Source organism: Modestobacter sp. DSM 44400, from assembly GCF_900107175.1.
Classification (GTDB): Bacteria; Actinomycetota; Actinomycetes; order Mycobacteriales; family Geodermatophilaceae; genus Modestobacter.
In genome coordinates this window covers 60523-79972 of record NZ_FNOZ01000021.1, presented here as the reverse complement: position 1 = coordinate 79972, position 19450 = coordinate 60523, and the positions used below count along the sequence as shown (strand labels likewise).

At 71.3% G+C, this 19450-nt stretch carries 20 protein-coding genes and 1 pseudogene; 6 read left to right on the top strand and 15 right to left on the bottom strand.

The annotated features are described in order from the left end of the window. Positions 1 to 273, top strand: a pseudogene (locus BLW04_RS14290) (IS256 family transposase); the annotation flags it as partial. Positions 274 to 560: 287 nt separating this feature from the next. Here the strand turns inward: BLW04_RS14290 and BLW04_RS26775 are convergent. From BLW04_RS26775 to BLW04_RS14265, 5 genes are all read right to left on the bottom strand, one after another. Beyond that, positions 561 to 884, bottom strand: a complete 324-nt coding sequence (locus BLW04_RS26775; RefSeq protein WP_091542357.1) for a hypothetical protein — start codon at positions 882 to 884, stop codon at positions 561 to 563. 161 nt (positions 885 to 1045) lie between these two features. After that, positions 1046 to 2626: an AAA family ATPase gene (locus BLW04_RS14280; protein WP_091542354.1), complete on the bottom strand. Its 1581-nt coding sequence runs from the start codon at positions 2624 to 2626 to the stop codon at positions 1046 to 1048. Next, positions 2623 to 3168, bottom strand: a complete 546-nt coding sequence (locus tag BLW04_RS14275) for a hypothetical protein (RefSeq protein ID WP_091542350.1) — start codon at positions 3166 to 3168, stop codon at positions 2623 to 2625. Before BLW04_RS14275 ends, BLW04_RS14280 begins: the two co-directional genes overlap by 4 nt. A 136-nt stretch (positions 3169 to 3304) precedes the next feature. Beyond that, positions 3305 to 3622 (bottom strand): hypothetical protein, encoded by a 318-nt coding sequence (locus BLW04_RS14270; protein WP_091542349.1) that lies wholly within the window; start codon positions 3620 to 3622, stop codon positions 3305 to 3307. Between the two features lie 285 nt (positions 3623 to 3907). After that, complete coding sequence (locus tag BLW04_RS14265) at positions 3908 to 5374, bottom strand: recombinase family protein (RefSeq protein WP_139306848.1); 1467 nt, start codon at positions 5372 to 5374, stop codon at positions 3908 to 3910. A gap of 84 nt (positions 5375 to 5458) precedes the next feature. On the opposite strand from BLW04_RS14265, the gene BLW04_RS29175 reads away from it, so the two are divergent. Both BLW04_RS29175 and BLW04_RS14255 read left to right on the top strand, forming a co-directional pair. After that, positions 5459 to 5584 (top strand): hypothetical protein, encoded by a 126-nt coding sequence (locus tag BLW04_RS29175; RefSeq protein WP_256375482.1) that lies wholly within the window; start codon positions 5459 to 5461, stop codon positions 5582 to 5584. A gap of 230 nt (positions 5585 to 5814) precedes the next feature. Then, the gene (locus BLW04_RS14255; protein ID WP_091542342.1) at positions 5815 to 6027 is read left to right on the top strand and encodes a DUF3073 domain-containing protein; all 213 of its coding nucleotides are present in this window, start codon (positions 5815 to 5817) and stop codon (positions 6025 to 6027) included. A gap of 147 nt (positions 6028 to 6174) precedes the next feature. On the opposite strand, the gene purM is transcribed toward BLW04_RS14255, so the two are convergent. The 4 genes from purM to BLW04_RS14235 form a co-directional block, all read right to left on the bottom strand. Next, entirely contained in the window at positions 6175 to 7266 is a 1092-nt protein-coding gene (gene purM, locus BLW04_RS14250) for a phosphoribosylformylglycinamidine cyclo-ligase (RefSeq protein ID WP_091542338.1), read from the bottom strand. 20 nt (positions 7267 to 7286) lie between these two features. After that, entirely contained in the window at positions 7287 to 8873 is a 1587-nt protein-coding gene (gene purF / locus BLW04_RS14245) for an amidophosphoribosyltransferase (RefSeq protein WP_091542335.1), read from the bottom strand. Positions 8874 to 8945: 72 nt separating this feature from the next. Further along, positions 8946 to 9554, bottom strand: a complete 609-nt coding sequence (locus tag BLW04_RS14240) for an MBL fold metallo-hydrolase (protein ID WP_175484057.1) — start codon at positions 9552 to 9554, stop codon at positions 8946 to 8948. After that, complete coding sequence (locus BLW04_RS14235) at positions 9554 to 10639, bottom strand: S-(hydroxymethyl)mycothiol dehydrogenase (RefSeq protein WP_091542327.1); 1086 nt, start codon at positions 10637 to 10639, stop codon at positions 9554 to 9556. The genes BLW04_RS14240 and BLW04_RS14235 overlap by 1 nt, the downstream gene beginning before the upstream one ends. A 220-nt stretch (positions 10640 to 10859) precedes the next feature. Here BLW04_RS14235 and BLW04_RS14230 point away from each other — a divergent pair, with 220 nt between their 5' ends. Continuing rightward, positions 10860 to 12269 carry an OFA family MFS transporter gene (locus BLW04_RS14230; RefSeq protein ID WP_091542324.1) on the top strand — a complete coding sequence of 470 codons (1410 nt, stop codon included), beginning with the start codon at positions 10860 to 10862 and terminating at the stop codon, positions 12267 to 12269. Then, a complete protein-coding gene (locus tag BLW04_RS26770) occupies positions 12266 to 12412 on the top strand; it encodes an MFS transporter small subunit (RefSeq protein ID WP_175484056.1) in 147 nt (48 codons plus the stop codon). Before BLW04_RS14230 ends, BLW04_RS26770 begins: the two co-directional genes overlap by 4 nt. Before the next feature lie 189 nt (positions 12413 to 12601). Here BLW04_RS26770 and BLW04_RS14225 read toward each other — a convergent pair whose 3' ends face one another. From BLW04_RS14225 to purS, 4 genes are read right to left on the bottom strand one after another with little or no spacing between them, the layout of a single operon-like run. Further along, complete coding sequence (locus BLW04_RS14225) at positions 12602 to 12988, bottom strand: sterol carrier family protein (protein ID WP_091542321.1); 387 nt, start codon at positions 12986 to 12988, stop codon at positions 12602 to 12604. After that, positions 12988 to 15336, bottom strand: coding sequence for a phosphoribosylformylglycinamidine synthase subunit PurL (purL, locus tag BLW04_RS14220; RefSeq protein WP_217631040.1), 2349 nt, complete (start codon positions 15334 to 15336; stop codon positions 12988 to 12990). The genes BLW04_RS14225 and purL overlap by 1 nt, the downstream gene beginning before the upstream one ends. Next, on the bottom strand, positions 15333 to 16004 hold the full coding sequence (purQ, locus tag BLW04_RS14215) for a phosphoribosylformylglycinamidine synthase subunit PurQ (RefSeq protein ID WP_091542318.1): 672 nt from the start codon (positions 16002 to 16004) through the stop codon (positions 15333 to 15335). The genes purL and purQ overlap by 4 nt, the downstream gene beginning before the upstream one ends. Before the next feature lie 21 nt (positions 16005 to 16025). Further along, the gene (purS, locus tag BLW04_RS14210) at positions 16026 to 16265 is read right to left on the bottom strand and encodes a phosphoribosylformylglycinamidine synthase subunit PurS (RefSeq protein ID WP_091542314.1); all 240 of its coding nucleotides are present in this window, start codon (positions 16263 to 16265) and stop codon (positions 16026 to 16028) included. Between the two features lie 136 nt (positions 16266 to 16401). On the opposite strand from purS, the gene BLW04_RS14205 reads away from it, so the two are divergent. Beyond that, positions 16402 to 16965: a PilZ domain-containing protein gene (locus BLW04_RS14205; protein ID WP_091542311.1), complete on the top strand. Its 564-nt coding sequence runs from the start codon at positions 16402 to 16404 to the stop codon at positions 16963 to 16965. A 234-nt stretch (positions 16966 to 17199) separates the two neighbouring features. Here the strand turns inward: BLW04_RS14205 and BLW04_RS14200 are convergent, their stop codons facing one another. Together BLW04_RS14200 and purB are read right to left on the bottom strand one after the other, a co-directional pair. After that, positions 17200 to 18066 carry a phosphoribosylaminoimidazolesuccinocarboxamide synthase gene (locus BLW04_RS14200; protein ID WP_091542308.1) on the bottom strand — a complete coding sequence of 289 codons (867 nt, stop codon included), beginning with the start codon at positions 18064 to 18066 and terminating at the stop codon, positions 17200 to 17202. After that, positions 18063 to 19370 (bottom strand): adenylosuccinate lyase, encoded by a 1308-nt coding sequence (gene purB, locus BLW04_RS14195; protein ID WP_091542303.1) that lies wholly within the window; start codon positions 19368 to 19370, stop codon positions 18063 to 18065. Before purB ends, BLW04_RS14200 begins: the two co-directional genes overlap by 4 nt. Between the last annotated feature and the right edge of the window lie 80 nt (positions 19371 to 19450).

Below are 19450 nucleotides of genomic sequence, written 5' to 3'. Positions count from 1 at the left end.
CTACCGCCCACCCTGGCCCGATCGATGCGGTCGACGAACATGATCGAGTCGATGATCTCCATCTGCCGGGATCACGCCGGCAACGTCAAGCGCTGGCGCGACGGGCAGATGGCGCTGCGCTGGTGCGCCGCCGGGATGGTCGAGGCCGGCAAGCAGTTCCGCCGCGTCAACGGCCACCTCCACCTGCCCGTGCTACGCACCGCCCTCGAGCAGGCCACCACCGCAACCGTCCTACCCGCCGTGCATGATGAGCCCGTCAGCAACGCCGCCTAGTTGATCAACGGGCCGCCACCGAAGTTCCACGGAACTCGGGACATCCTCCGTTGTCCTCCGGGGTGGTCACTCGTCGTCCTCGACGCCGGAGTCGAGTTCGCGGGAGGTGAAGCCGCCGGGATTGGGATGCTGATGAATTGTCGGTCCGTGTAGTGGCAGCCCTTCGGCATCGCTAGGAATGTCGAAGTCGATGATGTGGAGAGGCTGACCTCTTCGTTCAGCGTCTCGGTGGGGCCTGTCGTGCTTCCTCGGTCAGCTTGCGCCAGTGGGCCAGAGCCCTGGCGAACTCATCGGTCACTTGTCGCTCTCCTCGTCGATCTGGATCTCTTCTGCAAGATGGGCAGTGGTGTCGCGCGCAGCCATGCCCGGGCCAGCTGGTACTCCTCGCGACGCTGGGCGAGATAGGCGGCGTCCCGGCCGGGTGCGTCCGTTGGGTCCATCTCTGGGTTCTGCGCCACCCGGAGCTGATCGCGGGCCAGGCGCAACGCCTTCACGGCCTCCACCACGCGGCCAGCGGCCGCCTCGATCTCTGCACCCGGCACCGCATCGGCACGCCGCAACAGGGCGTCGGCGGCCAGGTTTTCGCGGGCCTTCTCGAACGGGTCAGTCATGACCTTTCCTCTCGGTTTGGTTGGCGTACTGGCCGTAGCCGACGATAATCTGCAACCGCACCTTTCCCGGCGGCGGCGGTCATACGGACACCCCCGGATTCGAGGCAGTGATCAGTCTCAGCGCCACCAGATGCCCGCACTCGTCCGACCTGGCGGGGCAGTTACACATCCACCCGATATCCGGTGACCATTCGGTGCGGTAGATCAAGCCGCTGTCGCCGCGGACGAGCGCGACGATGCCGCCGGCTCGGTTCGCCGATCGAACGGTCAACCTGCCCTCGATGGGGTACCTGCGGCCCTTGTCGTGGGCGGACTCCCCGGTCACGCGGTCCTCCTCGATTCGACGGCTCGACGGTTGCCGCGATCGACGATGCAGCCGATGCACAAGCCGTTCTCGGCCCGCTTGTCGTGGGGGTGATCGCCGCAGAGAGCGATGTGCTGCCCGTCTCCCTGCTCCCTGCTCCCTGTGCGCTCTGCTCCCTGCTGCACCCCCTCTGACTGGCAGAGAGCACAGGGAGCGCAGGGAGCACGACAGGTGGGGCGGCCCGGTCGGTGCGCCCGGCTCCGTGGTTGGGGCCGGGCAGGGACCAGACCCACGGGCCGGGGTTGCTGGGGCGGTCGGCGGCGGCACCGATGCGCTTCTTGGACCGCTTGATCTGGTCCTTGCTGTACCCGTTGGCGTCGGCGGCGGAGTACACCTCGGTGGCCTTGACGCTGCCAGTCGCGAGGAAGGCGCGGAGCCAGTCGTCGACGTCGTTGCGGTCCTCGGTTCCATCGCCCTGCTCGGCGGCGAACGCGTCGGCGAAGAAGTCCCGGGCGGACTGGTCGGAGTCCCCGATCCACACCAGCCGGGGCACCGTGCCGTCGCTGTCCTCGGTCGCCGGGAAGACGGGGACGGCCTCGATGCGGAACCGGCTGGCGGGGACCGGGGCGGTCACGTTGGACTTCTCCGGTCCGATGACCAGGACGCCGTCGTCCTCCTGATCCGGCTGCGCCAACAGGGTCATGCGGGCCTTCTTGCGGATCTCTCCGCTGAGCCCGTAGACGTTGCGGACGTTGCCGCCCTTCTCTCGGTTGGTGTGGCCACTGAGGAGAACCGCTACCCCGGTCCGGGTGGCCAGCTCCTTCCATGGGTGTAGGGCCTGGCGGGCCTGCTGGGGGTCCTTGACGGACAGGTTGCCGGGGAGGGTGTCGGCCCAGGCGTCGACGATGACGACCGCGGCACCAGCGGCCGCAGCCTCGACGACGGCCATGTCCTCGGGGAAGACGGGTGATCCCGAGCCGTCCTCCTCGGCGCAGATCACGCGAACGAAGTCCAGATCGGCGCCGGCCACCTCGAGCCGGGGTCGGGCGATGGTTGCCCAGTCGTCCTCGGTGAGGACCAGGACGACGACGTGCGGCGCCCGAGCGGGGCAACCGAACTCGGGGAACGACCTGCCGGTGGTGACGATGGCGGTCAGCCAGGTGAGGAACAGGCTCTTGCCGATGCCCTCGGGTCCGAGCATGTAGTTGGTCGCGCCGGCCACGATGCGCCGGTTCGCCAACCACTCGACCCGCCGGCCGGCGGCGAGGTCGGTGGCCCTCCACATCTTCGGTCGAGGGTTTGCCGCGGCGACGTCGCTGGAGGTGGTCTTCGCGGGGAGGACCTCCAGGTTGGCCGCCAGTCGACGTCCGGGCGGACAGGTGCAGGACCCGCCGTTCCAGAGGTCGCAGGTCTTCGGGTGACTGGCGAAGGAAGTCATGCGCCCACCGCCTTGAGCCGGGGCGGGGTGGCGGCGGCGAGTCGCCGGTCGTGCAGCCGACGGACAACCCGGCACTCGGCGTCGAGGACGTCGATGAGCACGTCGAGGGGGCAGCCCTCGGCGGCCTGCATCACCCGGGTCCCCATCGCGATGCAGCGGCGGCGCAGGGCCTCGTCGATGACGGCGAGACCGTAGTACCGCCAGGAGGCCGGCGTCGGCACCGAGCCATAGACGTCGCCCAGCTTCATGCCCAGGGCCTTGGTCGCATCGACCCCGGTCACCACTCCGTGGGCACGGGCGCGGGCGAAGACGGCTACGGGGTCGGGGGCGACACCTTCGGCGACGAGGACCCGGGCGACGGTCACGATTCGCTGGTTCAACAGGTCCGCGAGATCGTCGTCGTGGACGAGGTCGAGGGCTCCCTTCGCCGTCGGCACCGCCATGTGCAGGACGGCGCCGACGAACGCGTCCTCGGCCTCGCACATGTTGTTCTCTCCGCCGGTCGCGGTATCGTGGAGCTGCCCGCCCGGCAGAACATCCACGGCGCCCGTCCCCCGCTGGGGGGCGGGCGTTGTCATGACGCCCCGTCGTCGGTTGCGTCGCGCAGGAGCGTTTTGCGGGAAGCGGCTCGAGTGGTCCGGCCGCTTGCTGGGGAAGGCCAGAGGCCCGGGGGGCTCATCAGGCGGCCCCCTTCTCGGCGGCGAACTGGTCGTGCATCCATGCCTCCACGTCGGCCTGGCCGCTACGGGCGCTCGACTGCTCTTTCCCCGGCTGAACGGCCGGTGTCGCGTTCGACCGGAACAGTCCTGCCAGCTGATCGCATTGCTGTGAGGTCAGCGGCGGGAAAGTCGCTAGTGCCGCGTTGATGTACTCCCGCATCTGAGCGGCGCGCCACTCCTGGCGCAGGTTCTCGATCGCTTCATTGTCTTCGGGGTAATGCCTCGAAGTGTTCGCCAGGAGGGCTTGGAGCTGCCTAGCTGTCTTCTGCGCCGCCATCTTCTCGAGCGCCTCCCATGGGGCCGTCAGGAATGTCGTCCGGTCACCGTGTGGACCACGTGTGGACCAACCGGTGTTACTCCTTCTCCTACTGGCAACGGTAGGGACGGAGACCCGATACGCAAAATGCCGACACGCACTCCCGAGTGAAATGCGTGCCGGCCGCTTCGCTGAACTTCGCGCGAGTTGAGACGACTAGGGACAAGGAGGGACGAATAGGGACAAGGAGGACACCGTTAACACTCAGCGGGCGCGAACCCCCGGTGCCCCTCGATGTGACCAACGTCACAGTTTTGAGGCGCCGCCCTTGCCCTCGATGCGCACGGTGCTGGGATCGAAGGGTCGTCGTCCCGCAGACGCCGGCAACAGGGTCACGGTGCACAAGACGTCGACCACCGCCTGCCGCGCGGGCACGTCAAGGTCGCGCCACGCGGTCACCGGGTCGGCTGCTCCCGCGACGGCGGCCAGCCTCGACGATCGGGTCAGCGCGGCCACGCGCCTCTCGATGCCGGCCAGGTCGGCGCTCTGCCGGTCGATCTGCTCCCGCATGATCCGGGCGGTGATCTCGCCGTCGCCGTAGTCGGCCTCGATCCGTCGTATGCGGGCACGGACGGCGGCGGCCTGCTCGTGTAGGTCGGCTAACTCCGGGTCCTCGGTGGCCAGGACGTCGGCGACGTCCGGCCGCCTGAGGCGGCCCTCGATAACGGCGATCACCAACTCGTCGATCGGGCCGGCGAGACGGGCCAGGTGTCGGGTTCGAGTGCACACGTAGATGCGCGCGCCCGCCTGCCGGTACGCCGTCCGCACCGTCGAGTCGATACCCTCCGCCTCGCAGACGCCGCAGCGATACAGGGATGCGCCGAGGTGCTTGCGGGCCGTCGAACCGCCGGACGTGGTTCGGGCGGGGTCGCGGAGCAGCGCGACGGCCTGGCGGTAGACGTCCTCGGTAACGATTGCCGGCCAGGTGCCCGGGCCGACCTCCTCGCCGTAGTAGGTGCGGATGGCGGCATTCCTCGCGTTGAGTAGCAGCGTGCGGACCGCGGTCGGTTCCCACGGCCGACCGAGGGTCGTGGTGAGCCCGCGGTCGTTGATCCGGCGGGCGATGGTGGCGAGGCTCGCCCCGGCGATTAGCATCCGATAGGCGTCGGCGACGGCGGCGCCCTCGGCGAGCTCGATCTCCATCCCACCCTTGGCGTAGCCAAAGGCCCGGCGGCGCGGTGGTCTGCCTCGCTCGACGGCTTGCTGCTCGGACAAGTGCTGCCGCAACCCCTTCTGGTCGGCCTCTTGGCGGGCGAATGCAGCCTGTACCCGCGCAGCGGCCCGTCCCTCCGGTGTCTCCAGGTTAAGCATGCCCTGACAGGTGACCACTCGGAGTCGGGTGGTGCCGTCGACCAGCTCGATCAGGTGTTCCATCTCGACGGGCTTGCGGAGGAGGCGGTCAACCGACCAGGAGACCACCGTGTCGACTTCGCCACTTTCCACACGGCGCATGAGGGCGCTATATCCGGGGCGCGGCTTGCTACTGCTGGCCGACACGTCGTTGTCCCGGTAGATGTTGCCGTCGTCGACAGTCCAGCCGCGCCGTTCGACCTCCGCGCGGCAGGCGGCCTCCTGGCGGGCGATTCCTAGGCCCTCCACCTCGCCACGCCGGGTGCCGGTGTCCTGGCTCATGCGTAGGTACAGGGCCACGCTGGCGGCACGGGATTCCGCCTCGTCGCGGGGGAGGTAGCGGCGCCGGGAGTCTGCGGTCACGGCATGAATAGTAGCAGTAGACCCGACGAGTAGCACGGCTTCTCCTTCGCCCGGGCCGAGGCCAAGGCGACCACCATCTTCGACGTGGCCCTGCGGGTGTTCGCCGCAGCCGACGACGAGGGCGTCTCCCCCGCGGTCGCGGCCGACCGGCTCGCCGAGGAGCGCATGTCGTCGGTGGGCAGGCTGGCGACCATCCACCTGCCGCGCTGAGGGGCCCACCGACCGTTCCACTGGGGCGTTCCCGGGGCCGGATCGGCCCCGATCCGGTGAGACCCTGGTCACCGGAGGCCTCCGAACGGGGGGCCGGAGGACCGGACGCGTGCCCGTGACCGATCCGTGTCGTAAGCTCACCCCAGGACATAGTCACTCAGTCGGGGTCGCCGCACGGGCCGTCCAGCCCGGAGCTGGGCGCCCTACTCCGTCACGAGGGGGTCGAGCCAATGGGGCGCGGCCGAGCGAAGGCCAAGCAGACACGCGTGGCCCGTGAGCTCAAGTACAGCTCACCCAACACCGACCTCACGGCTCTGCAGCGTGAGCTCGCTGGTCAGCCATCATCGTTCCCCGCACGTGGGGGCACGACCGAGGACGACGCCCTGAGCGATCCATGGGCGCCGGACGACGACACGGACGACGACTGGGCAGCCAGCCGTTGACCGACCGAGCCGGCTGACCCGGCACGACCTGCACAGCACCGACACCGCCGCTTCCGATGTGGGAGCGGCGCTGTCGTCATGCGCCCCGGCCCCCCTGCAGGGTCCCACCGCGAGCGTGCGAGCGGTGGGGGGCAGGGGGGTCCTTTCTCAGCGGTAGGAGCCCACCAGGCCGGCCGTGCCGTGCTGGGCGTCGGGCGCCGCCTCGACCGTGCCGGCGATCCAGGCCGGCACCCCACGGGCGGCCAGCAGTTCCACCGCCCGGTGGGCCGAGGCCGGGGAGACCGCGGCGACCATGCCCACCCCGCAGTTGAAGGCCCGCTCGGACTCCGCCCGGGGGACCCCGTGCTCCTCCAGCAGGCGCACCACCGGCGGCAGCGCCCAGCTGGCGCGGTCCAGCACCGCCGTCAGCCCCGCCGGGACGACGCGGGCGGTGTTGCCGGCCAGCCCGCCACCGGTGATGTGCGCGAAGGCGTGCACGTCGTCCACGCCGAACTCGGTCACCAGGGCCAGGCAGGCCAGGGCGTAGATGCGGGTCGGCTCGAGCAGTTCCTCGCCCAGCGGCCGGGACAGCCCGGCCGGGGTGGCGGTGAGATCGAGCCCGGCGCGGTCCACGACCCGACGGACCAGCGAATAGCCGTTGGAGTGCAGCCCGGACGACGCCATCGCGACGACGACGTCGCCCGCGCGCACCCGCTCGGGCCCCAGCACCGCGTCGGCCTCGACCACGCCGACCGCCGTGGCGGCCAGGTCGTACTCGTCGGCGTCCATCAGGTCGCCGTGCTCGGCAGTCTCCCCGCCCACCAGTGCGGCGCCGGCCTCGGTGCAGCCGGCGGCAATGCCGGTGACGATCGCAGCGATGCGCTCGGGCACCACCCGGCCGCAGGCCACGTAGTCCTGCAGGAACAGCGGCTCGGCGCCGCAGGCGACCAGGTCGTCGACGACCATGGCGACCAGGTCGATGCCGACGGTGTCGTGCCGGTCCAACGTCCGGGCCAGCGCGATCTTCGTGCCCACCCCATCGGTCGAGGAGGCCAGCAGCGGCCGGCGGTACTTCGCGGTGTCCAGGGCGAACAGCCCGGCGAAGCCGCCCAGCCCGCCGACCACCTCCGGACGGTTCGTCTTCTCCACGGCGGAGCGCATCAGGGTCACCGCGCGCTCACCGGCGTCGATGTCCACCCCGGACGCCGCGTAGGTCAGGTCGCCGGGGTCCCCGGACGCCGGGCCGGAGCTGCGGCTCATCCGTGACCTCGCAGGCTCGGTCACGGGCGGGAGAGCGCGTCGTCCGCGCCGCCGGCCAGCGCCGGACTGCCGGCCTGCTGACCGGTCCACCCACTGACCGCCCGGGTGGTCTCGTCGGGCGCGGACGTCGCTCGCTGGTTGGTCATGGCCCGCCGGCCGATCCCCTCCAGCACGTGCTTGCCCAGCACCTCCGGCTCGCCCAGCGGGATGGGGTACTCGCCGGTGAAGCAGGCGGTGCACAGCCGGTTGGCCGGCTGCTCGGTGGCCGCGATCAGGCCGGCCTCGGAGACGTAGCCGAGGGAGTCGGCGTTGATCGAGGCACGCACGCCGTCGACGTCCAGGCCGTTGGCCACCAGCTCGGCCCGGCTGGCGAAGTCGATGCCGTAGAAGCACGGCCACTTCACCGGTGGCGAGGAGATGCGCACGTGTACCTCGAGCGCACCGGCCTCGCGCAGCATCCGGATCAATGCCCGCTGGGTGTTGCCGCGCACGATCGAGTCGTCGACGACGACCAGCCGCTTGCCGCGGATGACGTCGCGCAGCGGGTTCAGCTTCAGCCGGATGCCCAGCTGCCGGATCGTCTGCGAGGGCTGGATGAAGGTGCGTCCGACGTAGGAGTTCTTGACCAGCCCCAGGCCGTAGGGGATGCCGGAGGCCTCGGCATAGCCGACCGCAGCCGGCGTCCCGGACTCTGGCACGGGGATGACCAGGTCGGCGTCGGCCGGGTGCTCCTTGGCCAACCGCCGGCCGATCTCGACCCGGGCGGCGTGCACCGTGCGGCCGGAGATCGTGGTGTCCGGCCGAGCCAGGTAGACGTACTCGAAGACGCAGCCCTTCGGCGCGGCCGGGGCGAAGTGCTGGGAACGCAGGCCGTCCTCGTCGATGGCGATGAGCTCGCCGGGCTCCACCTCGCGCACGAAGGACGCCCCACAGATGTCCAGCGCAGCGGTCTCGCTGGCGACGACCCAGCCGCGCTCCAGCCGGCCGAGCACCAGCGGGCGCACGCCCTGCGGGTCGCGGGCGGCGTAAAGGGTGTTCTCGTCCATGAACGTGAGGCTGAAGGCGCCCCGGAGCATGGGCAGCACCTCCATCGCGGCGGCCTCGACCGAAAGGTCCTGGCGGGCGGCGATCAGGGAGGTGATCAGGTCGGAGTCGGTCGTCGAGGTGAAGGCACCGGCGACGCCGTCGTCGGCGGCCGCGCTGGCCAGCTCGGCGGTGTTGACGAGGTTCCCGTTGTGACAGAGCGCCAGCCCGGTGCCGCCCCCGGTGGTGCGGAACGTCGGCTGGGCGTTCTCCCAGGTGGAGGCGCCGGTGGTGGAGTACCGGGTGTGCCCGACAGCCAGGTGCCCGCGCAGGCTGCCCAGGGTCGGTTCGTCGAAGACCTGGCTGACCAGGCCGAGGTCCTTGTAGACCACCACGGACGCGCCGTCGGACACCGCGATCCCGGCCGCCTCCTGACCGCGGTGCTGGAGGGCGTACAGGCCGAAGTAGGTCAGCTTCGAGACCTCCTCACCCGGCGCCCAGACACCGAAGACGCCACAGGCGTCCTGGGGACCGGGAGCAGAGGGGTCGAGGTCGTGCGTCAGCCGTCCATCACCGCGAGGCACGTCCCGAGGGTACCGGGGCAGGCGCGGGACGGGGGCCCGGGCCGGGTGGTCCGCGCCACCCGGCCCCGGGCCTCAGTGGACGTTCCGCAGCTCGGCGGCGATCGTGGTGTCGTCCCCGTGCCCGGTGCGCACCACCGTGTCCCCGTGCAGCGACATCAGCCGCGCCCGGATGGAGGTGAGGATCGTCGGCTTGTCGCTGTAGGAACGGCCGGTGGCCCCGGGCCCGCCGCAGAACAGCGTGTCACCGGTGAAGACCGTCGCCAGCTCCGGGGCGTACAGGCAGACGCTGCCGGGCGAGTGCCCCGGGGTATGCAGCGCCTGCAGCGTCGTCCCGGCCACGGCGAACCGGGTTCCGTCGGCGATCTCGGCGTCCGGGGCGGTGTCCGGGTGCACCACGTCCCAGAGCATCCGGTCGGCCGGGTGGAACCAGATCGGCGCGTCCACGGCCTCGCGCAGGGCGACGGCGGCGGTGATGTGGTCGTTGTGCCCGTGGGTCAGCACGATCCCGGCGACCTTCCGGCCACCGATCGCCGCCACGATCGGCGCCGCGTCGTGCGGGGCGTCGATGACGAGCACCTCGTCGTTGTCCCCGACCAGCCAGACGTTGTTGTCGACGTCGAAGTCCTGCCCGTCGAGGCTGAAGACCCCGCTGATGACGGTCTTGTCGATCCGCGGTGTCATCAGAAGACGACCACGCTGCGCAGGACCTCACCGGCGTGCATCTTCTCGAATGCGGCCTCCACGTCGCCGATGCCGATCGTCTCGGAGACGAACGCGTCGAGGTCGAAGCGTCCCTGCAGGTACAGGTCGATCAGCATCGGGAAGTCGCGGCTGGGCAGGCAGTCGCCGTACCAGGAGGACTTCAGCGCCCCGCCCCGGCCGAACACCTCGATCAGCGGCAGGCTGATCTCCACGGTCGGGTTCGGCACGCCGACCAGGACGACGGTGCCGGCCAGGTCACGGGCGTTGAAGGCCTGCTCATAGGTCGCCGGGGAGCCCACCGCGTCGATGGCGACGTCGACGCCGAACCCGCCGGTGAGCTCCCTGATCGCGGCGACCGCGTCGGTCTCCTTCGAGTTGACCGTGTGGGTGGCACCCATGCCCTTGGCCCACTCGAGCTTCCGGTCATCGATGTCGACGGCGATGATCTTCGAGGCGCCGGCGAGCCGGGACCCGGCGATCGCCGCGTCACCCACGCCTCCACAACCGAAGACGGCGACGGTGTCGCCGCGGCCGACGTTGCCGGTGTTGATCGCCGCGCCGACGCCGGCCATCACGCCACAGCCGAGTAGCCCGGCCGCCGTCGGCGGGGCCGCCGGGTCGACCTTGGTGCACTGGCCGGAGTGCACCAGCGTCTTTTCCGCGAACGCGCCGATGCCCAGCGCCGGGGACAGCTCGGTGCCGTCGGCCAGGGTCATCTTCTGCGCGGCGTTGTGGGTGTTGAAGCAGTACCAGGGCTTGCCCTTGGCGCAGGCCCGGCACTCACCGCAGACCGCGCGCCAGTTCAGGATGACGTAGTCGCCCACCGTCACGTTCGTGACGCCCTCGCCCACCGCGGAGACCACCCCGGCCGCCTCGTGGCCGAGTAGGAAGGGGAACTCGTCGTTGATCCCGCCCTCCCGGTAGTGCAGGTCGGTGTGGCAGACCCCGCAGGCCTGCACGTCCACGACCGCCTCGCCGGGGCCCGGATCGGGGACGATGATGGTCTCGACCGAGACTGGGGCTCCCTTGCTGCGGACGACGACGCCCTGCACCTCGTATGGCATGTCCCGAGTTTAGGGAGCGGCCGTCCCGGGCGCCCGCCACGTCCGGCCACGGAAGCGCCGTGCACAACGATTTGGTCTCGGCCTCACCCGGACGGGGCCCTCCAGCCAGCCGACAGGCCGCGGTGGACGTAGCGTGCCCACGGCTCTTGACCTGTTTCACAGGTCAGGCTCAGGCGTGCGTCCGACCGGCACCGCCGTCCCCGTTCCCGGAGGTCGACCCGTGGCAGTACCCAGCTTCCTGGCCCGCGAGCGCACCGTCGCCCGCCCGGGCTTCAACCGCTGGCTCATCCCCCCAGCGGCACTTGCTGTCCACCTGGCGATCGGTCAGGTATATGCCACCAGCGTCTACAAGGCCGCGCTCGTCGCGCATTTCGACACCTCGTTGACGGCGATCGGCATCATCTTCTCCCTCGCCATCGTGGTGCTCGGCGTCTCAGCGGCGATCTTCGGCACCTGGGTGGACCGCAACGGCCCGCGTGCAGCCATGTTCACCGCCGCGTGCTTCTGGTCGGCCGGGTTCCTGGTCGGCTCGCTCGGTATTGCAACGAGCCAACTGTGGCTGGTCTACCTCGGCTACGGCGTCATCGGCGGCATCGGCCTGGGCATCGGGTACATCTCCCCGGTCTCCACGCTGATCAAGTGGTTTCCCGACCGGCCGGGCCTGGCCACCGGCATGGCGATCATGGGCTTCGGCGGCGGGGCGCTCATCGCCTCACCGCTGTCCAAGCAGCTGCTGAGTTGGTACGACCCTGGCTATGACGGCACCGCAGGGACCACCGCCAGCGGCGGATCCGTGGCCGGTCTCTTCCTCACCCTTGGGCTGATCTACCTGGTCTTCATGATGTTCGGCGCCTTCATCGTCCGGGTTCCGGCCGATGACTGGAAGCCGGCCGGCTGGGACTCCTCGATGGTCAAGCACCGGGAGCTGGTCACCACCGCCAGCGTCTCGGCCGGCAACGCCATCAAGACCCCGCAGTTCTGGCTGCTGTGGGTCGTGCTGTTCTGCAACGTGACCGCCGGAATCGGCATCCTCGAGCAGGCCAGCCCGATGATCCAGGACTTCTTCCGCACGGGGCAGAGCTCGCTGGTCGCCCCGGCCGCCGCGACGGGATTCGTCGGGCTGCTGTCGCTGTTCAACATGGGCGGACGGTTCGTCTGGTCCTCGACGTCGGACTATCTCGGCCGCAAGGGCATCTACATGATCTACCTAGGGGTGGGGCTCGTGCTCTACGTGCTGCTGGCCACCCTGGGAAGCACCGCCACCTGGCTTTTCGTGCTCCTGGCCGCGCTGATCATCAGCTTCTACGGCGGCGGGTTCGCCACGGCACCGGCCTATCTGCGCGACCTGTTCGGCACCTACCAGGTCGGTGCCATCCACGGCCGCCTGCTGACCGCCTGGGCGGCGGCCGGTGTGGCCGGCCCGCTGATCGTCAACCGGGTGCTCGACACCCAGGGCACCCCTGGTGAGCTCGTCGCCGGCAACTACCGGCCGGCGCTGTTCATCATGGTCGGCCTGCTCGCGATCGGCTTCGTCGCCAACCTGCTGATAAAGCCGGTGGCCAGCAAGTGGCACGAGCCCAAGGGCGTCGACGCCCACACCTCGACCCCGGAACGGAGCGCCGCCCGATGAGCAGCACGAACGAAGGCACCCCGCAGACGAGCACGCACACCCCGGCCGGCCTCATCGGGTTCGCCTGGGCACTGGTCGGCATCCCGCTGGTCTACGGCCTGGTACAGACCGTCCGCGCAGCCAGCGCACTGTTCACCGGCTGACCAGCACCACTGCACCGCCCACTGCGCCCCGTCTGCTCCCGAGCAGGCGGGGCGCAGTGCACATCGTCATCCTCTGGATGACACCGCGGCGGCCACGAGCCGTACCCGGGAGGCGCTGAGCCGTTGCCCGCCCTTTCTCGGAGAGCCTCCGGCCCCCCTCGTCATGCCGGAGTCCGCTGTCGCGGACGTCTACCCCTTCAACGGGCGTAACGGCAGGTGGGCGGAGAGATCGGCGCGGCTCCCGCTGGCACTGACCTTGCCCTCCCCCACCGCCTCGGCCCAGGTGCTGGCGCCGGCGGCCAGCCGCAGCCACGTCGCAGCGTCGGTCTCCACCACGTTGGGCGGTGTCCCCCGGGTGTGCCGCGGGCCGGGCACGCACTGGACGGCGACGAACGGCGGCACCCGCAGTTCCACGGACCGGCCGGGCACCTGCTGGGCCAGCCAGCGCGCCGAGGTCTTCACCGCCGCGCCCAGCACCGGGCGCGGCGGCTGCTCCGCCTCGCCGGCCAGCCACGCCGCGGTGGGCGCCAGGGCGGCCCGTAGGTCCGCGGCGGAGATCGGCGGGACTCCGGCCATCAGCTGGTCGGGACGGTCCCCGCCGGCACAATCCCGACCGCGGCCCCGGGCGAGCTGAACAGCGCCGGCAGGGTGGCGGTCCAGGCGCCCCGGAGCTCCTCCAACGACAGGTCGAACAGGCCGGTCAGCACCAGCGCGTCGCCACCGGTGGTGCCGAGCTCGGTGACCGGGACGCCGGCCGCCGCCGCGGCGGCGAGCACGGTCGCCCCGTCGGTGGTGGTGACGACGGCGCGGGCGACCGACTCGGCCAGCAGGGCCGCGAACGCGTCCCCGTCCAGGGTCAGCGTGGCGCCCACCCCGTACCGCAGCGCGGACTCGGTGAGCGTCTGGGCCAGCCCGCCGTCGGCGAGGTCGTGCGCGGAGCTGACCAGACCCTCGTCGGCCAGGGTGGCGAGCAGCTCGCCGAGGGCCCGCTCCGCGGGCAGGTCGAGCCGCGGCGGTCGCCCGCCGAGGTGCCCGTGGACGACGGCGGCCCAGGCCGACCCGCCGAACTCCGGCCGGGTCTCCCCCAGCAGCAGTACCGACTCACGGTCGGCCCGCCAGCCGGTCGGCACCCGCCGGCGGACGTCGTCGTACACACCCAGCACCCCGATGACCGGTGTCGGGTTGATCGGCACGTCGCCGGTCTGGTTGTAGAGGCTGACGTTCCCGCCGGTGACCGGCAGGCCCAGCTCGCGGCAGCCGTCGGCCAGGCCGCGGACCGCCTCGGCGAACTGCCACATCACCTCGGGCTCCTCCGGGGAGCCGAAGTTCAGGCAGTTGGTGACCGCCAACGGCCGGGCGCCGGAGACGGCCACATTGCGGTAGGCCTCGGCCAGGTTCAGCTGCGCGCCGGTGTAGGGGTCCAGCCGGGCGAACCGGGCGTTGCCGTCCAGCGACAGCGCGATGCCACGGTTGCTGTGCTCATCGATCCGGACGACGCCGGCGTCCTCGGGCTGCGCGAGCACCGTGTTGCCGCGGACGTAGCGGTCGTACTGCTCGGTGACCCAGGACTTGTCGGCGCCGTCCGGGCTGCTGATGACCGCCAGCCAGGCGGCGCGCAGCTCGGCGGGGCTGCCGGGGGCCGGCAGCTGCGCCGGGTCGTCGGCCCGCAGGGCGTCCAGGTCGGCCGGGCGGCTCATCGGCCGCTCGTACCGCGGGCCCTCGTGGGCCACCGTGCGCGGCGGAACGTCGATGATCCGCTCGCCGTGCCAGTCGACGGTGAGCCGGTCGCCGTCGGTGACCTCACCGATGACGGTGGCGAGCACGTCCCACTTCCGGCAGACGAGGAGGAACTCCTCGACCTTCGCCGGCTCGACGATCGCGCACATCCGCTCCTGCGACTCGCTCATCAGGATCTCGGCGGGGGTGAGCGTGCTGTCGCGGAGGGGAACGGCGTCCAGGTCGACGTGCATGCCGCCGGACCCGCCGCTGGCCAGCTCGCTGGTGGCGCAGGACAGGCCGGCGCCGCCCAGGTCCTGGATGCCGGTGACCAGGTCGGCGGCGAAAATCTCCAGGCAGGCCTCGATGAGCAACTTCTCGGTGAACGGGTCGCCGACCTGGACGGCCGGCCGCTTCGCCGGGCCCTCGGCATCGAAGGTCTCCGACGCCAGCACCGACACCCCGCCGATGCCGTCGCCGCCGGTGCGCGCGCCGAACAGGACGACCTTGTTGCCCACGCCCTCGGCCTTGGCCAGCCGCACGTCCTCGTGCCGCATGACACCCACGCACAGCACGTTGACCAGCGGGTTGCCCAGGTAGCAGTCGTCGAACAGCAGCTCGCCGCCGATGTTGGGCAGGCCCAGGCAGTTGCCGTAGCCACCGACCCCGGCGACCACGCCCGGCAGCACGCGGGCGGTGTCCGGGGCGTCGGCCCGGCCGAAACGCAGCGAGTCCATGACGGCGATCGGCCGGGCGCCCATGGTGAGGATGTCGCGCACGATGCCGCCGACCCCGGTGGCCGCACCCTGGTACGGCTCGATGTAGCTGGGGTGGTTGTGCGACTCGACCTTGAAGGTGACCGCGTAGCCGTCGCCGACGTCGACGACGCCGGCGTTCTCGCCCATGCCGACCAGCAGCGCATCACTCCTGGGCAGGTCGGCGAACCGGCGCAGGTGGACCGCCGACGACTTGTAGGAGCAGTGCTCGCTCCACATGACCGAGTACATCGCGAGCTCTGCGGTGGTGGGCCGGCGGTCCAGGATGTCCTTGATCCGCTCGTACTCCTCGGCGCGCAGGCCCAGCTCGGCGAAGGGCTGCTCGTCGTTCGGGGTCGCCGCGGCGAGCTCGACGGTGTCCAGACGGTCGGCCAACTGGCCCGGGCCGGTGTCCAGGTCGCTCAGGCCCGCCGTGGCCGAGTCGGTGGTCACGCAGCCACCGCCGCGGCGAGCACGCTGGTGAAGAAGCCGAGCCCGTCGACCGAGGGCCCGGTGAGGTCCTCGACCGCGTGCTCGGGGTGCGGCATCAGGCCGACCACCCGGCCGTCGGCACTGGTGACGCCGGCGATGTCGCGGGAGCTGCCGTTGGGGTTGCCCCCGACGTACCGGACGACGACGCGGCCCTCGCCCTCCAGCCGGTCCAGCTCCGGGTCGGCGGCGACGTAGCGCCCCTCGCCGTTCTTCACCGGAACGACGATCTGCTGCCCGCTCGTGTACGACGAGGTCCAGGTGGTGTCGGCGCGCTCGACCCGCAGACCCTGGTCGCGGTTGCGGAAGTGCAGGTGGCTGTTACGGGTGAGTGCGCCGGGCAGCAGGCCCGCCTCGCACAGCACCTGGAACCCGTTGCAGATGCCCAGCACCGGCAGGCCCTGGTGCGCCCGGTCGACGACGCTGCGCATCAGGGGCGCGCGGGCGGCGATGGCGCCCGCGCGCAGGTAGTCGCCATAGGAGAAGCCGCCGGGGAGCACGACCGCGTCGACGTCCCGGAGGTCGTCGTCGGCGTGCCAGAGCGTTACCGGTTCACCGCCGGCCAGGCGCACCGCGCGTGCGGCATCGACGTCGTCCAGAGATCCCGGGAAGGTGATGACACCGATGCGCACAGCCTGTCCTTCAGTGAGTGGTCAGTCGTTCGCGAGGCGCAGTTCCACGTCCTCGATGACGGGGTTGGCCAGCAGCGTCTCGGCGATCTCGCGCAGCTCCGCCTCGTCGGGGTCGCCGTCGACCTCCAGCACGAAGTGCTTGCCCTGGCGGACGCTCCGGACGCCGGGGTGGCCGAGCCGGCCGAGGGCACCGAGCACCGCCTGCCCCTGGGGGTCGGAGATCTCGGGCTTCAGGACGACGTCGACGACCACCTGGGGCACGGGCACGAGGGTACCGGGGTGACACGAACGGGTGGCAGGGAGGAGCTGCACGGCTGTAGTCGCGGGGACGGCTGTCGATGAAGATCCCGCAGGACCGTCCCACCGGCGGCCCACGAATGGAGACCAGGGAGCAGGGATGGTCGCCGGACGACCCAACATCGACTATCCAGCCGCAGACACGGCACTGAGCGTGGTGGTCTTCGGCGACGAGGCCGCGCTGACCAGCCGGGTGCGCAAGGTCGGCGAGAACAACGTGCACGTGACCGCCGCCCGCAACGAGGTGGGTGAGCCGGTGCGGATCAACCACGGCGAGTCCCTCGACCTGTTCTGGCAGGCCGACGACGGGTTCCGTTCCGTCGAGGCCCAGATGGTCGACGTCGCCCCCGATGGCCTGGTGCAGGTGCGGGTGAAGGGCGAGGCGACCCGCATCCAGCGCCGGGACGCCGTCCGGGCGCCGCTGGGCCTGCCGGTCCGCGTCGTCTTCGGCCAGACCGAGCTCTCCGGCAGCACGGTCGATCTCAGCGAGGTCGGCCTGCGCTGCGTGTTCCGCCCGCACGGGACCTGGGCAACGTCATCCCCTTCCCGAAGGCCGGGCAGCCGATCGGGCTCATCCTCGACCTCTACTCCGGCCAGCTCGAGACCCGGGTGGAGTTCATCCGCCGCGTTCCGCGGCCGGACCAGTTGCACGAGTGGTCGTTGAAGTTCCTGGAGCTGCCCGAGGTCGCGGAGGACCTCATCCGCTCGCAAGTGTTCACCGCCCTGCGCAACGCCCGCTCCCGCGGCCTGGTGACGTAGCTGTGCACATGGCGATCCTCCGGATCGCACCGCGGCCAAGTGCCGTGCCCGACCTGCGCTAAGCCGTTTCGTGCGATGCCGACGGGAGCCTCCGGCCCCGCGCCGACCTCACACAGCGGTCCTCCGGACCGCGGGTCCGTCACACGAAGGCCTGCCCGGTGAGCTGTTCGTAAGCGGTGACGTACCGCTCGCGGGTCGCCGCGACGACGTCCTCGGGCAGTTCCGGCGGCGGGGACACCCGGTCCCAGCCGGAACCGGTCAGCCAGTCGCGCACGTACTGCTTGTCGTAGGAGGGCTGCGCCGCCCCCGGCGACCAGGTGCGGGCCGGCCAGAACCGCGAGGAGTCCGGCGTCAGCACCTCGTCGCCGAGCACCAGACCGTCGGCGCCGGCCCGGGTGCCGAACTCGAACTTGGTGTCGGCCAGCACGATCCCGGCGGACTCGGCGATCTCCGCCGCGCGCCGGTAGAGCGCCAGTGTCAGCTCCCGCAGGGCGTCCGCCCGCTCGGCCCCGACGGTGCCCACCACCTCGGCGAAGGTGATCGCCTCGTCGTGCTCCCCCACCTCGGCCTTCGTGGACGGCGTGAACACCGGCTCGGGCAGCCGCGACCCCTCGACCAGCCCCGGCGGCAGGACGACGTCCCGGATCGCACCGGTGCGCTGGTACTCGACCGTCCCGGAGCCCGACAGGTAGCCGCGGGCCACGCACTCGACCGGCGCCATCTCCAGCCGGCGGACCAGCATCGCCCGGCCCGCCACCTCGGCCGGCACGTCCGTGACGCTGACCAGGTGGTGCGCCGCGCCATGCGCCTCGAGGACCGGGCTGAGCTGGTCGAACCACCACACCGACAGCGCGGTCAGCACCCGGCCCTTGTCCGGGATGGGGGTGGGCAGCACCACGTCGTAGGCCGAGATCCGGTCGCTGACGACCAGCAGCAGCCGCTCGCCGTCCACGGCGTAGACCTCGCGGACCTTGCCGCGGGCGACCAGGGGCAGGTCCAGCGTCATGACAGCGCAGCGAGCCGCTCGAAGAGCGGGTCCAGGTGGGCGACGTACCGCTCGGGACGGCAGATCTCGTCCAGCCGGGCCTCCTCCAGCGCCACGCCGGCCCCGTCGGCCTGCTGCCGCAGCGTCTCGCGGAACGGCGTGCCGCCCCGCCAGGTCGCCATGGCGGCGGTCTGCACCAGCGTGTAGGCCTGCTCGCGGGACATGCCGCCCTCGACCAGCTCCAGCAGCACCGCCGAGGTGTAGATCAGCCCGCCGGTGGAATCCAGGTTGGCCCGCATCCGCTCTGCGTCGACGACCAGGTTCTCCACCAGGCCGGCGGTCAGGTTCAGCAGGTAGTCGGTGGTGATCGCCGCGTCGGGCAGGAAGACCCGCTCGGTGGAGGAGTGCGAGATGTCCCGCTCGTGCCAGAGCGGGATGCCCTCCATGACCGGGACGATCGCCGCCCGCACCACCCGGGCCAGCCCGGCGATCCGCTCGGAGCGGATCGGGTTCTTCTTGTGCGGCATGGCGCTGGAGCCCTTCTGCCCCGCACCGAAGGCCTCCGACAGCTCCCGCACTTCGGTGCGCTGGCCGTGCCGGACCTCCAGGGCCACGGTCTCGCAGACGGTCGCGATGATCGCCAGCGCAGCGACCCACTCGCTGATCCCGTCACGCAGCACCACCTGGGTGGAGGCGTCGGCCGCCCGCAGGTGCAGGGCCTCGGCGACCTGCTGCTCCACGGCGGGGTCGATGAGCGAGTAGGTGCCCACCGCACCGGAGATGGCGACCACCCCGACCGACGCGCGGGCTACCCGCAGCCGGTCGCGCGAGCGCGCCATGGCGAAGGCCAGGTCGGCGACGCGGTGCCCCCAGACGTCGGGTTCGGCGTGCACACCGTGCGTGCGGCCGACCTTGAGCGTGTGTCGGTGGGCCAGCCCGTGGTCGCGCAACGCGGCGACCAGCCGGTCGGCCTTGGCCAGCAGGACGTCGGTGGCGTCGGTGAGCTGGACCGCCAGCGCGGTGTCCAGCAGGTCCGAGGAGGTCATGCCGTGGTGCACGTAGGCGGCGGCCGAGCGGGGCTCGGTGTTGTCCGCCCAGGCGGTGAGGAAGGCGATGACGTCGTGCTGCGTCGTCTCCTCGATCTCCGCGACCCGCTCCGGGGTCGGCGGGGCGGCGGCGCGCACCGGCTCGACGACTTCGGCGGGGACGCGGCCGGCCGCGGCGTGCGCCTCGAGCACCAGGGTCTCCACGCGGCACCACAGCTCGTACTTGTGCTGCTCGCTCCAGACCCGCCCCATCTCCGGCAGCGTGTAGCGGTCGATCATGCGGTTGCCGCGGAGGACTGGTGAGTTCGGAGCGCCACGGCAGTCATCTTCCCGCACGACCTGGCAGGCTGGGCCCGGCC